The following is a 13,260-nucleotide window of genomic DNA, read 5'->3' as shown; positions in this document are numbered from 1 at the left end:
TATTGGAAGGGCGGCCCATTGGGTCGCCTTTTACTTTCCTTGACAGCAGCTTACCTGCGGCCAACCCTGTCACCGTTCTTGGTGGAGGAGTTTTACATGGCACGCCGTTTCGTCGATTTATCCGTTCCGTTGGAAACCGGGATTGTGTCCGATCCGCCGATCATGCTGCCGGAAATCGAATATCTGGCCCATGACCAGACCGCCGAACAAGTCATGTCCTTCTTTCCGGGCCTGCAGAAAGATGATCTGCCCGGCGGCGAGGGCTGGGCCATCGAACGCCTTCAGATCGCCACGCACAATGGCACCCATCTGGACGCGCCTTACCATCACCATTCGACCATGAACAATGGTGAGAGGGCGATCACCATCGACGAGGTGCCGCTGGAATGGTGCATGAACCCCGGCGTGAAACTGGATTTTCGCCATTTCGACGATGGTTATGTGGCGACCGCCGCCGACGTCGAAGCCGAGTTGAAACGGATTGGTCACGAATTGCAGCCGTTGGATATCGTGGTCGTGAATACCTCTGCTGGCACGCGGTATGGGCATCCGGACTATCTGGCCAAAGGGTGCGGCATGGGGCGCGAGGCAACGCTGTATCTGACCAAACGCGGGGTGCGCGTAACAGGAACTGACGCCTGGAGCTGGGACGCACCGTTTCCATTGACCGCGCAGGAATATGCTGAAACGCAAGATGCATCGATTATTTGGGAAGGGCACCGGGCCTCGATGGAGGTTGGCTATTGTCACATGGAAAAACTGACGAACCTTGAAACCTTGCCGCCAACTGGGTTCGAGATTTCCTGTTTCCCCTTCAAGATAAAAGGGGCCTCAGCCGGATTTATCCGCGCGGTCGCAATCTTTGAGACCCAAGAAGGAGCACTTGATGCAACTGACGCCTGAAACGCTGGCCGGGCATGACGGACCTTATGATGCCCCGCTTGAATTCCGTGGGTTCAAGGCGCGCCCCGAGTGGATTGACTATAACGGTCACATGAACGTGGGCTACTACGGCGTCGCCTTCGACAATGCGCTGGAGCTGTTGATGGTGGATCATCTTGGGCTGGGTGAGTCGCAGGTAAATGCGATGGGGCAGGGACCTTACATTTTGCAATCCCACATGAATTTCCTACGCGAAATACTGGAAGGTGAGGCCTTCAGCATCCGATTTCGACTATTGGACGCAGATCACAAACGCGGCCACTTTTTTGCGCAGATGGTGTCGGAAAAGGACGGCGTTGTTTGTGCCACGCAGGAAGCGCTCTTCATGAATGTCAGCCATACGACCGGCAGGTCGGTTGCCTATCCGGATTGGGCAGTCACACGCTTACAGCGCATGGTAAAGGATCATGCGGCGATCGACCTGGCCCCAGAGGTCGGACACCCGATCGGCATCCGCAGAAAGTGAACTGTGACCTGCTTAGTAGTCGCGCGAAAAGAAGACCCCAACACCAGTCTCACCCCGTCCATCTACAGTGCCTTTCACAGTGAAACTGTCGGTAACGTCCAGGTTCAGGTTCACCTCGGTGTCGCCTTCTGTGTTGACGGTGAAATCGGTGTAGAGGTTGTCGCTCAGATACGCTCCGGCGCCGAGCCGGCCCGCGCCACCGTCGGACACGCCGATGTCCACGGTGTCGACGCCCGTAGACTCGCGCAGGCCTTTGGTCGCGTCTCCGCCAGCGCCGCTGAGTTGTGCCAGCGAGGCCGCCATCTGAGCGATTACGAACGGTGACAACTCTGAGAAGCGATTACCGAACAGCAGCATGGCCAAAGCTTCCTCGGCTGGGCGCTCCGGGTCGGAAAAGACGTTGACCTCGGGCGAGTCCAGTGGTCCGGCGATCTCGATCGTTGCCGTGCCATCAGAGGTGCTGGTCGAGGATTCGAACTCGATATAGGGCGTCAGGTCCCCCTGCAGCGTAACAATGCCTTTGGTCAGTGCCAGTCTGCGGCCAAGAATGTCAAAATTACCACGGATCAGCTCGATCTGACCGGATGGAATGACCGAGGTAGTGGTGCCGCCGATGTGGATTTTTCCTCCCAGCTCTGCGTTGACACCACGCCCGCGGACAAACACGGCCTTGGGCGCCAAAAGACTGACGTCCAGCGCGATACGTGAAGCGCTTTTGCCTGCGCCTTCTTTTTCGACCAGACCAGCGCGCTCACGGGTGACATAGCCCGCCTGACTTTCGTTTACGTGCACGATGTCCGGAATGGGTGCCGCCCCCACGGCACCTGATGCAGCCGCGAGGTTGATATTGGTTTCGCCAAACGTGATCTGTCCAGCGATCGAGCTGTTACCCGCCAGCGCCCCGGTCATAGCAATTTGTCCGTTCAGCGTGGTTTCATACAGCAACTGATCGGTCAGTACGAGGCTGTTAAGGGCGGTCGTGATATTGGCATTGAATGGTGGTGAAAGGTCTACAGGCCCGCTGACGGTAAAATTGCCGCCTGCCCGTGGTCCGCCACTTAGGGAAATCGTGGCGCGGCTATTCGCAAGTTGGACCGATCCGCTGATGCCAGTGATCGTCTGTCCTGCGCCGGGAATTGCCAGCGACGTACCGGAAGTGGTGATCGAACCGGACAGGGATTCCAGTGCCGGTTTGCCAGACAGGGTAAGGTCATAGCGAGCGCTGCCGTCGATCTTGTTGGGCGTGATAAAGATATTGGCAATGCCAAGATTGACGCCGCCAACGGCTTTCATGTCCGCTTCTCCGGTGCTTTCGTCGAAGGTACCAGAGACTTTGCCGCTAATCTCCGCAGGCCCGTCGGCTTGGGCGTCGATTGTCCAGACACCCTTGTTGCGCTTAGCGCTGCCATTGGCGGCCACTGTACCCGGAAACTCAGGTACAAAACGCTCGATCCGGTTGAACTTGGCGTCAAAGTCCAGATCCGCCGACCCATCGCTGTCCACCGTCCCGGCAAGCTTGGCGTATGAGCTGTCGGGGCCATTCAGGTTGACCGTGCCTTCCACGCCCTTGGATGTCGGGGCAACGTTTCCATCCAACGTCAGTGGACCGGACATCGTGTTCAACACCCGCGCCAGATCGTCCAATTTGACCGAGAAATCCAGCCCGCCCGCTTGACGGTCCAGCTTGCCCGAAGCCGTCGCGGTTATGGCCGTTCCGTTCAGGCGGAACGTTTGAATGCTAAGGCCATCTTCCCCATTCTGTGCATCTACGGACAGGGTCGTCTGGCCCTGAATCAGCTTGTCCACGGCCTCGATGCCGGTCTGAATGTCGTTGGCATCGAGATTACCTTGAACATCGAAGGCTCGGGTAGACAGGGTACCGTTGCCTTGCACGTTTGCCGCGATCGAACCCGCCAGATCACGCCCGGCCAAACCGGAAAACAGGGACAGGTTCGGCACGCTCAATTGCGCTTGCCCATCTGCCGACAGATCTCCGGTAGGGTCGTCGACGGTTGCCTGAACCTGTGCGCTAAGGGCGCGGCCATTCACCGAAGCGCTGCGGATGTCGATACTGTCTGCGGTTCTGGCACCGTCCCATTCGATCTCGGTTCTGCCGGTCAGTAGCGGGTCAATATCGGCCATGCCGGTCTTGACGTTCTGACCTGTCACGCTGGCCGTGCCGTCAAATTCCAGCGATTGTACCGTGCCTGTACCGTTCACGGTCGCCTGTAGGGAACCGCCAAGGTCGCGTTTTGCCAAGCCAGAGAAGACCGACAAGTCCGATGCGTTGACCCGGGCCTGCCCATCAATGGTCAGGTTGCCGTCGGGCGTCGTCACAACACCGCTGGCCACGGCTTTGGCGGCCTCACTGTCCAGATCGAATTCACGGATAGTTATGCCGTTTGTGCCGCGGCTTGCGTCCAGAGTGATCGTGGTCTCTCCGGTGATAACCGGGTCGATATCGTCACGGCCAGTAGACAAGTCGCGGCCCTGAACCATGACTTTGCCGTCAAAGCTGCGTTCCAGCGGTGAACCTTTTCCGGTCACGCTGGCCGAGACCTGCCCACCAAGGTCCAGCTTGGCAAGGTCCGAAAAGCGCGACAGGTCAGTTGCGTCCAGCTTGGCTGTTCCGTCGACGCTCAAGCCGCTGGTCAGCCCGGAAATCAGCGCGTCCAGCGCCAGCGTGTAGTCAGAGCCCACAAGCTCGAACCCAGAAAGGTTCAGTGACTGGTCGCTGCTATAGTCGAACTGGCCATCAAGCGTGATGCGATCGCCCAAAGCCGTGGTGAGCGCGTCGTCGGCCATGTCTATTCCGCCGACCGCGATTTGTACGTCGCCATCGATAGTCAGAACCTCGCCCTGATCCAGGGTGCCTTGTGCGGTGATCCGGGCATCACCCAGCTTGACCTGCGGGGACGCGAATTCGTTGGCCGTCAGGCTCAGATCCCAAAGATTGCCGTTCTGGCGGTCAAACAGGGCCGAAATTTGTGCCGCCTTGAGCGATGTGTCGCCTCCTGCCACGGGCAGAACGACGGCTTCCCCATCTGGCGGGGTGATGCGCCCTTGCAGGGCGGCCAGTTGCAGAGTGCCGCCTTCAGCCAGCTGCAATTCACCTTTCAGATCCAGCGCCTGCGTGGTGAGTTCCAGATCCGAGATGTCCAGCGCGCCTTCGGGCTTGGTCTGGCCATCGACATAAAGCCGTGATTTTGGGCCGAAGAACGGATCGATGTCCTCCCCCAGAAAGGGTGTCAGATCGCCGTTCAGATCAGCGGTGAACGCAATGCCTTTCGCTGCGCTGCTCTCGGCCGCCTGCAGCTGAACCTGCCCAGTGACGCGCATCTGATTGTCGCTGCTCAGCCCGATATCGGCGGTAAAGTCCGTCAGAGGACCCGCGCCCTTGGCTGTCAGGCCGATCGGTGGGCTGTCAGGGATTTTCAGCGCGGTTGAAATCAGACCGCCAGAGGCTTCGTTCACTTGCAAATCCAGATTGATCTCACTTGTTGAGTTCTGGAAACCAGCGGCCAGCTTGATCTCATCACCTGCGCGATCCAGTCGGATCACGTCCAGATTGGTGTCCAGCGCCCCATCTGCCAGCGACAGGTTGCCTGTCACGCTCAGATCAGCAGCGACACCGATCAGCGGCTCACCCAGAGACAGCTCATCCACCCGGATTTCACCGATTTCGATGGAAACCGGCAGTTCGGGCAGTTGAAACGGTTGCGTTTCCGCCGAAGCAGGTGGTTCTTCCTTGGTCGTTGATCCCGGCGCACGGGCAACATCGATTTCCTGCGCGGTCAGAGAGTTGACCGAAAACCGGCCGCGGATAAGCGCCAGACGGTTCCAGTCAAGTTCGGCGTCCTTGATGGTCAGCCAAACACCTTCATCATCGGCAACTGTGATCTCGTCAATTGTCGCGCGGGCGCTCAGCGCGCCTTGCAGGCCCTTAACGGTCACGTTTTGGTCGTCGCCGGAGAGCGTATCCTGCAGGAAGTTTTCCAGCATGCTGCCGCCTTCTTCCTGCGCGGCAAGTGGCAGAGGGGCAGACAGCATCAGCCCCGAAAACAATAACGGATATGCGCGACGTCCAATCAAAATGCCTGTCCGATCCCGATATAAAACTGCAAACCGTCGCCGGTGTCGCCCTGCACTGGAACGGCCAGATCCAGCCGCAAAGGACCAAAACCGCCCAGATCATACCGAACCCCAAGTCCGGCACCCGCGTGATATTCTGCGCCGCTGCCGATGAATGAGGATGTGTCAACGGTACCGTAGTCATAAAACCCGACCAGAGATATGGCTTCGGTGACTTTGCCGCGCACCTCCGCGGAAAGACCAAGGAAAGATTTGCCGCCTGCGATCCCAGTGCCGACAGGGATGCCAAGACTCTCGTAGGGTTGGCCCCGAACCGTTCCGGCACCGCCCGAGAAAAACAGGAAGTCTGGCGTTACACCGTCCGGCGACGGCCCGAGCACTGATCCCAGCTGTACGCGCCCAGCCAGAACCAGCCGTCCGCCGGTGCCGAGGCTGGTATAGCCGCGCCCATCAAAAAACATGCGTATGCCGCTTTCGGTTTCGGACAGACCAGCAAAGGGCGTGATCTGCGCGTCCAGATAAAAGCCGCGCGTTGCGCTGACTTTACTGTCGCGCTCGTCCCATTCCGAACGCAAGGGAAGGATGAAATATCGGAACCTGCGGTCATCGCCATAGGCGTCGTCCGCGCTGGACCACTGAAACCCGGCTGAGGCTTCGGCATATAGCCGATCAGAGAACGTGCGCCGGGCACCGTAGGCCAGCGACGCAACGGTGACATTGTAGTTTTCTGTGTTGCGCCGTTCCAGAAGCGTGTTCCAGAAAGTGTTGTCATCGGGACCAAGCCGGTCGGGCTGATCCAGACGCAAGCCGATCCGGCCGTCGATATCCTCGGCACCGCCGATATTACGGACTGCCGCCTCGAACCGCAGGCGTTCGGCACGTCGGAATACGTTGCGATGCGTCCAGGTCGCGGTCACGTCTACACCGTCGCGCGACGCGATCTCGGCGCCAAAGGTCAGTCGACGTTTTGGCAAGTCTTCAAACGTGGCGTCGAAATCCAATGTGCCGTCCGGGTTCGGAGTGTCCCTCTCTTCAATCGAAACAACGTTGAATGTCCCGGTCCGCCGTAACCGTGTGCCGACCTTCTGGATTTTCTCTGGCGAATATACTTCGCCTGCCGGAAACCCGGCGATCTTTTCTATTGACCGGTGGCGCACATCGGTGTCGCCCTTGATGAGCATTTTGCCAAATCTCAGGCGCGGGCCGGGGGTAAGGTCGATCTCGGCATCCAGCTTGGCCTCGGCATGGCGGGCAATGACTTTCTGGCCTTCGACTTCGGCCTTGGCATGACCCGCGTTGCGCCAACCCTGCACGCCAGCGGACGCGGCTTGTTGAATGGCGCCGGTGGTTGCGAGTTTGCCGACCGCAAACTCCTCGGGCAGAACTGTTTCGGGCGTTATCGGTTGTACGATGGCTTCGCCAAAGGTGAACTTGGGGCCGGTGTTGACCGTGATTACCGCGCTATTGATCTGCGCCGGTACGCTGAGCGAGCTGATCTCAGCTGCTTCTTTTCCGTCCAGTTTGATGCTTACGACTGGGCTGAAATACCCTTCGTCATAAAGAATTTGGACGAGAGTGCGATAATCCGAAAGCGCCGCCGACAAGATCTCAAGCGGCGTGTCCAGCCCGCGAGATTCGGCCGTCGTAACCGAGGAGGTTTCCTCCATCCGCTCGACAAGCTCTTTTGAAGCACCCGGAGCTGTTAAGGTGGTTTCCAGCGCGGCCAATGCGGTCGGCAGGGTCATTGCAATCGCGCCGAGAAGGCATCTCTTCAAAAAGGCGCGCGGCCTGCTCCCCGGCATCTGATAGCTCCAACTGCCCCAACTCGAAATCACATTTGCCGTTTTTTGCAAATCAACGGCTGATTACATTCATGTTAGAGCATCAGAGTCCTTGCAGGAAAAGACTAAATCCAGCGTCGCCTGAATTTTGCGACCTGTGTGATTGATCGGTCTCGGGATCAGGAACCTGCGTTGCGAAACCAGCGGATGATTGCTTCTCGGTCCTCGGGCTCCATGTAGGTGACGTTTGCGGGGGGCATCGCATGGCTGACCCCCGCCTGCAGATAGATTTGCTGGGCGTTGCGGGCAATGTCGCCTTCAGTTTCCAGCAATACGCCCTTTGGCGCCCACAAAATGCCCTCCCACACCGGTTCGCGTGCGTGGCACATTGAACAGCGACCCAGAACGATGTCATGGGCCTCTTCAAATCCATCGGCGGCGGCATATTTCTGTTCAAATGGTGTCAGCGGCTGTGCTTCGGCCTCCTCCAGAGGTTTGTACATAGGGGCGGTAGACAACCACATGATAGCGATGAACAACAGTGCTGTGACCAGCCACGTCCAGGTCGGATCGCCTGCCCGTGCGTGGCGTGTGTTGAAATAGTGCCGGATGGTCACGCCCATCAGGAAGACCAGCGCCGCGATGATCCAGTTGTATTCCGTCGCAAAGGCCAGCGGGTAATGGTTCGACAGCATCAGGAACACGACCGGCAAAGTCAGATAGTTGTTATGCGTCGACCGTAGCTTGGCGATTTTGCCGTATTTTGGATCAGGTGTGCGGCCGTTCTTCAGATCGTCGACCACGATGCGTTGGTTCGGCATGATGATGAAGAACACATTGGCTGTCATGATCGTAGCAGTGAATGCCCCCAGATGCAGCATCATGGCGCGACCGGTGAAAACCTGATTGTAACCCCAGCCCATAACAACCAGCAGCACGAACAGAAGCACCATCAGAAGGGTCGGACGTTCACCCAGACCTGATTTGCACAGGAAATCATAGATCAGCCAACCAACTGTTAGCGAGGCGGCCGAGATCAGGATGCCTTGCCACAACGCAAGATCGGCTTTCTGCGCGTCGATCAGATACAATTCTCCACCGACCCAGTACACGATCATCAGCAATCCGGCCCCGCTGAGCCAGGTCGCGTAGCTTTCCCATTTGAACCAAACCAGGTGTTCCGGCATCCGTTCGGGCGCAACTAGGTATTTCTGAATGTGGTAAAAGCCGCCGCCATGTACTTGCCATTCCTCGCCATCCGCCGGGCCGGGGATGTCGCGGTTCAGACCAAGGTCCAGTGCGATGAAATAAAATGAGGATCCGATCCAGGCAATGGCGGTAATAACGTGCAGCCAGCGCACGGCAAAAGCCATCCAGTCCCAGAACACGGCGAAGTCGTACATGAGAAAGCTCTCCGATTGGTTGCCGTCACACTAGGCAAAGGGCACTTTCTTCGGTATTCCCTGATATTGTCAAACTGTATCAAAAAAAACGAAAAGATGTCCTATCTAGACAACATCCGCACCTTTGTCAGGGTTTACGACCTTGGCAGTATGTCCGCTGCCGGGCGAGACCTGCGAATCTCGCCAGCGGTGACGTCGGCGCGGATATCTCAGCTGGAAGATCATCTGGGCGTGCGCCTGTTTCAAAGAACGACGCGCAACCTCAGCCCGACAGAGCAGGGGCGGGCATTCTATCCCGGTGCCGTGGCTGTTCTGGATGCGGTGGACGATGCCGAAGCGCAGGTCGTCCACCTGACCGAAGCGCCGCGTGGATCGTTGTTTGTGGCTGCTCCACTAGGGGTCGGGCGCAGGGTTTTGGCGCCACACGTACCTGATTTCCTTGCGGAATATCCCGAGATCGACGTACGCTTGCGGTTGACGGACAGATCCGTTGATCTGACGACCGAAGGTTTGGATCTGGCCTTTTTTATCGGCCAGCCTGAAGATAGTACTCTGCGTATTCGAAAGATCGCCGACTGCCAGCGCGTGCTTTGTGCCGCTCCGGCCTATGTTGAACGCAGGGGCATGCCTGCAACGGGCGCGGACCTGGTTTCCCAGCGCCATGAATGCCTGAACCTGAGGTTTCCCGGCGCGACCGAGTTTCAGTGGCAATTGGAAACGCCCGACGGTCCCAAGCGGTTCGCAGTCTCTGGCCGGTTCGAATGTGACGACGGTGATGTGCTGACCGACTGGGCGCTGTCGGGGCAAGGGATTGCTATGAAACCGGTTTTTGAAGTGGCCGAACACCTCAGTTCGGGGCGTCTGGTCCCCGTTGCGGTCGAAACGCCGCCGGTGTCTGTTCAAATGGCCTGCCTGTACACCCATCGCCGCCATCAGGACCCTAAGGCGCGTTTGTTCATGGATTTCATGATTGCGCGGATCGGCAAGGTCGTGCGTGGGTCGGAAACTGCTGACACATAAAGCTGCCGCTTAGCGGCAACCCCATCCCGCGGTTCAACTGCCCCGGTAGGTCGAATAGCCGTAAGGGGAAAGCAGCAGAGGCACGTGATAATGTGCGTCGGCATCAGACATGCCAAACCGGAGCGGCACCTGATCAAGAAACAGCGGGTCCTCAGCAGCTTGACCTGAGGCGCGCAGATAGTCTCCTGCGAAAAAAACCAGCTCGTAAGTGCCAGTTTTGAACGAGTCTTGTGGCAAGATTGGGCTGTCTGTGCGCCCGTCCGAATTGGTCTCCATCTCGGCGATTTTGCGATGGGAGTTCCCCGACACCCGATAGAGTGCGATTTTCAACCCTTCAGCCGGGCAGCCGCGTGCAGTGTCCAGAACATGGGTTGTCAGATAGCCAGCCACAGGTCTCTCCTTTGATTTGTCTTTTGCTTTGTCACAGTGTGGCGCAAAGTCCGAAACAGTGGAAATGCCGAAAGAACCGGAAACAGCGTTCGGATTGATTTGATAATCATCGGCGTGTTTCTGAGGTAAAGCTATTCAAAAGTTCAAGAATGGAAGATGCCATGCAGCCCCCTCGCTATCCTCGTGACATGATTGGCTACGGTGCCAACCCGCCAGACGCCCAATGGCCAGGCGGTGCAAAGCTGGCCGTTCAGATCGTGCTGAACTACGAAGAGGGCGGCGAGAACTGTGTTCTGCACGGCGATGCAGCGTCCGAGGCGTTTCTGTCCGAAATCGTGGGGGCCGCGCAATGGCCAGGCCAGCGCCATTGGAACATGGAGTCGATCTATGAGTACGGCGCGCGCGCCGGATTCTGGAGGTTGCACCGGTTGATGCAGGATCTGCCGATCACGGTCTACGGTGTCGCGACTGCTCTGGCCCGCTCGCCGGATCAGGTGGCCGCGATGAAGGCTGCGGGCTGGGAGATTGCCAGCCACGGCCTGAAATGGGTCGAACACAAAGACATGCCCGAAGACGAAGAGCGCGCACAGATTGCCGAGGCGATCCGCCTACATACCGAAGTTGTCGGGGAACGTCCGCGCGGTTGGTACACGGGGCGCTGTTCGGAAAACACCGCTCGTCTGGTGGCAGAAGAGGGTGGTTTTGCCTATGTGGCCGACACATATGCGGACGACTTGCCGTACTGGATGCAGACCGGTGGGCGGGATCAGTTGATCGTGCCCTATACACTGGATTGCAACGACATGCGCTTTGCCACGCCGCAAGGCTTCAACGCGGGTGACCAGTTCTATTCTTACCTCAAGGACAGCTTTGACGCACTTTACGCCGAGGGCGAGGGCGGAGCGCCCAAGATGCTGTCGATTGGCTTGCACTGCCGCCTGATCGGACGACCGGGCCGGGTGATGGCGTTGAAACGGTTTCTGGAATACGCGCGCGGCTTTTCCGATGTCTGGTTTGCAACACGGTTGCAGATCGCCGAGCACTGGGCCGAACACCATCCGGCGGTGCCGCATCCGAAACCTGCCCAGATGAATCGCGATGCGTTCGTGGCGGCGTATGGTGGCATCTTCGAGCATTCCGCCTGGATTGCCGAACGGGCGTATGAGTTGGAATTGGGGCCGGCGCATGACACGGCCGGAGGGCTGCACAGTGCATTGACCCGCATGTTCCGATCCGCCTCTGCGGACGAAAGGATGGGTGTCCTGACCGCGCACCCGGATCTGGCCGGAAAGCTGGCGCAGGCAAAGCGGCTGACGCAGGAAAGCACGTCCGAGCAGGCTTCGGCCGGGTTGGATGCTCTGACAGATGATGAGCGTGCGATGTTCACGGGCTTGAACCAGAAATACACCGAGAAATTCGGTTTTCCGTTTATCATCGCCGTGCGTGATCACGACAAAGCGTCCATCCTCCAGGCGTTTCAACGGCGGATCGATCAGGATAAAGACACCGAATTCGCAGAGGCTTGCCGTCAGGTCGAGCGGATCGCCGAATTCCGGTTGCAGGACATTTTACCCTCATGAGCGCGCAAGTCGGGACTGCGCCTTTGACGGCCAAGGCATTTGCCCCATTCGGTGATGTCATCGAAGTGACCGGTGATCCGGACAAGATCATCAATCAGGGGCAATGTGGTCGCTACCATGATCTGGCGCGACTGGATTTCACAGACGGGCGCGCCGGTATCAGCCTGTTCAACGCCAATCCGCGATCCTTGCCCTATCAACTGGATATGGTAGAGCGTCACCCCGAGGGTAGTCAGGCTTTCATCCCAATGACACATCAGCCTTTTCTGGTTGTCGTGGCCCCGGATGAGGGCGGGCGGCCCGGACATCCGCAGGCATTTGTGACCAAGCCCGGACAGGGTGTGAACTATTTTCGCGGCACTTGGCATGGGGTGCTGACCCCATTGTACGGACCCGGCTTATTCGCTGTGATTGATCGGATTGGTGGGGGGGCTAATCTGGAGGAGTTCTGGTTTGACGCGCCGTTTGAGATAATAGGCGGATAGGGAACTCCCGCCCGGTCAATGCGCATCAAAGATGCTTGTGACCCGTTGGGCCAAGCAGCGCGCGGGCAAGCCCGCCCGCTGCGCCCGCGCAAATTCAGCCATCTGTCATAAGGCGGGCAACATCCAACATGCGTGCCGAAAATCCCCATTCGTTGTCATACCAGCCGAAAACACGGACCTGATGTTCACCGACCATACGTGTCTCGGGTCCTGCGATAACCAGTGACTCTGGGCGTGTACGCAGGTCTGACGAGACCAGAGGGTAATCTGTCCAACCCAGCACGGGCGATGTCTGGACGGCTGCGCGCAGTTCGGCTTCGAACAAGTCGGGTGACATTCCGCGATCCAGCGTCACCACCAGATCAATGGCGGATACACTGGCCGTCGGGACCCGAACAGCAGCGCCCGAGATGCGCCCGGCCAGATGCGGCATGACGTCGTCGATCAGGTGGGTGGCGCTGGATGTGGTGGGCACCATAGACAGCGCGCCGGCGCGCGAACGGGCCAGATCGCCGCGTGGTGCGTCCACCATTGGTTGGCTGTTCGTATAGCAGTGAATCGTTGTCATATGGGCTGACGCGATCCCGCCAATCTGATCCAACACTTTGACCAAGGGCGCAAGCCCGTTGGTTGTGCAAGACGCGTTGGACACGATGCGAGCGTTGCCCAACTGATCTTCGTTGGCCCCCAGAACGATTGTGATTTGGGTCGCGGGCGAGGGGCCAGAGATCAGCACCTTGCGAGCCCCGGCGGTCAGGCCCTGACTGGCCACATCCGAGGTACGGGCAACGCCGGTGCAATCCATCAGAACGTCGACACCGGCCAGATCGACATGTGCCAGATTGGGGCTGTGCGTCATGGGGATTGTGCGCCCATCGACGACGATCGCCGCGTCGCCCTGTTCTACTGTGCCGGGGTAGGGGCCAAAGGTGCTGTCATATTTGAACAGGTATGCGCAAGTCTCAAGCGGGGCGATGTCGTTGATCAGAACCAGCTCAATATCCGTGTCCTGCGGCAAAGCCAGCAGCTGCCGCAGGATTGTGCGGCCAATACGGCCGAATCCGTTGATTGCAAGTTTCATGCGCAAGCTATGGCAGCGCG

General features: G+C 58.5%; 10 protein-coding genes. 5 read left to right on the top strand and 5 right to left on the bottom strand.

The window, feature by feature from the left end:
* The first annotated feature begins 96 nt into the window (after positions 1 to 96).
* Positions 97 to 903: a cyclase family protein gene (locus AC2FI8_RS13595; RefSeq protein WP_496767088.1), complete on the top strand. Its 807-nt coding sequence runs from the start codon at positions 97 to 99 to the stop codon at positions 901 to 903.
* Positions 887 to 1,408, top strand: a complete 522-nt coding sequence (locus AC2FI8_RS13590; protein ID WP_496767087.1) for a thioesterase family protein — start codon at positions 887 to 889, stop codon at positions 1,406 to 1,408. Before AC2FI8_RS13595 ends, AC2FI8_RS13590 begins: the two co-directional genes overlap by 17 nt.
* 12 nt (positions 1,409 to 1,420) lie before the next feature.
* Here AC2FI8_RS13590 and AC2FI8_RS13585 read toward each other — a convergent pair whose 3' ends face one another.
* From AC2FI8_RS13585 to AC2FI8_RS13575, 3 genes are all read right to left on the bottom strand, one after another.
* Positions 1,421 to 5,500, bottom strand: a complete 4,080-nt coding sequence (locus tag AC2FI8_RS13585; protein WP_496779535.1) for a translocation/assembly module TamB domain-containing protein — start codon at positions 5,498 to 5,500, stop codon at positions 1,421 to 1,423.
* Positions 5,497 to 7,245 (bottom strand): autotransporter assembly complex protein TamA, encoded by a 1,749-nt coding sequence (locus tag AC2FI8_RS13580; RefSeq protein ID WP_496706817.1) that lies wholly within the window; start codon positions 7,243 to 7,245, stop codon positions 5,497 to 5,499. Before AC2FI8_RS13580 ends, AC2FI8_RS13585 begins: the two co-directional genes overlap by 4 nt.
* Positions 7,246 to 7,460: 215 nt before the next feature.
* The gene (locus AC2FI8_RS13575; RefSeq protein WP_496779533.1) at positions 7,461 to 8,684 is read right to left on the bottom strand and encodes a urate hydroxylase PuuD; all 1,224 of its coding nucleotides are present in this window, start codon (positions 8,682 to 8,684) and stop codon (positions 7,461 to 7,463) included.
* A 96-nt stretch (positions 8,685 to 8,780) separates the two neighbouring features.
* Between AC2FI8_RS13575 and AC2FI8_RS13570 the strand changes: the two genes are divergently transcribed.
* The gene (locus AC2FI8_RS13570) at positions 8,781 to 9,704 is read left to right on the top strand and encodes a LysR family transcriptional regulator (protein WP_113791847.1); all 924 of its coding nucleotides are present in this window, start codon (positions 8,781 to 8,783) and stop codon (positions 9,702 to 9,704) included.
* 33 nt (positions 9,705 to 9,737) lie between these two features.
* On the opposite strand, the gene uraH is transcribed toward AC2FI8_RS13570, so the two are convergent.
* Positions 9,738 to 10,094 (bottom strand): hydroxyisourate hydrolase, encoded by a 357-nt coding sequence (gene uraH, locus AC2FI8_RS13565; RefSeq protein ID WP_496726840.1) that lies wholly within the window; start codon positions 10,092 to 10,094, stop codon positions 9,738 to 9,740.
* 161 nt (positions 10,095 to 10,255) lie between these two features.
* Between uraH and puuE the strand changes: the two genes are divergently transcribed.
* Positions 10,256 to 11,674, top strand: a complete 1,419-nt coding sequence (puuE, locus tag AC2FI8_RS13560) for an allantoinase PuuE (RefSeq protein ID WP_496779531.1) — start codon at positions 10,256 to 10,258, stop codon at positions 11,672 to 11,674.
* On the top strand, positions 11,671 to 12,159 hold the full coding sequence (locus tag AC2FI8_RS13555; RefSeq protein ID WP_496726842.1) for an ureidoglycolate lyase: 489 nt from the start codon (positions 11,671 to 11,673) through the stop codon (positions 12,157 to 12,159). The genes puuE and AC2FI8_RS13555 overlap by 4 nt, the downstream gene beginning before the upstream one ends.
* A gap of 94 nt (positions 12,160 to 12,253) precedes the next feature.
* On the opposite strand, the gene AC2FI8_RS13550 is transcribed toward AC2FI8_RS13555, so the two are convergent.
* Positions 12,254 to 13,240, bottom strand: a complete 987-nt coding sequence (locus AC2FI8_RS13550) for a type I glyceraldehyde-3-phosphate dehydrogenase (protein ID WP_496779529.1) — start codon at positions 13,238 to 13,240, stop codon at positions 12,254 to 12,256.
* Positions 13,241 to 13,260: the final 20 nt, after the last annotated feature.

The sequence above is a fragment of the Ruegeria sp. CDSB029 genome (assembly GCF_059611125.1).
This window is presented reverse-complemented; position numbering and strand designations above follow the sequence as displayed.

Excerpts from the sequence above, each read along its gene's own strand:
- AC2FI8_RS13595 (WP_496767088.1), top strand. The coding sequence starts at position 97 with ATGGCACGCCGTTTCGTCGATTTATCCGTTCCGTTGGAAACCGGGATT.
- AC2FI8_RS13590 (WP_496767087.1), top strand. The coding sequence starts at position 887 with ATGCAACTGACGCCTGAAACGCTGGCCGGGCATGACGGACCTTATGAT.
- AC2FI8_RS13580 (WP_496706817.1), bottom strand. The coding sequence starts at position 7,245 with ATGACCCTGCCGACCGCATTGGCCGCGCTGGAAACCACCTTAACAGCT.
- AC2FI8_RS13575 (WP_496779533.1), bottom strand. The coding sequence starts at position 8,684 with ATGTACGACTTCGCCGTGTTCTGGGACTGGATGGCTTTTGCCGTGCGC.
- AC2FI8_RS13570 (WP_113791847.1), top strand. The coding sequence starts at position 8,781 with ATGTCCTATCTAGACAACATCCGCACCTTTGTCAGGGTTTACGACCTT.
- puuE (WP_496779531.1), top strand. The coding sequence starts at position 10,256 with ATGCAGCCCCCTCGCTATCCTCGTGACATGATTGGCTACGGTGCCAAC.
- AC2FI8_RS13555 (WP_496726842.1), top strand. The coding sequence starts at position 11,671 with ATGAGCGCGCAAGTCGGGACTGCGCCTTTGACGGCCAAGGCATTTGCC.
- AC2FI8_RS13550 (WP_496779529.1), bottom strand. The coding sequence starts at position 13,240 with ATGAAACTTGCAATCAACGGATTCGGCCGTATTGGCCGCACAATCCTG.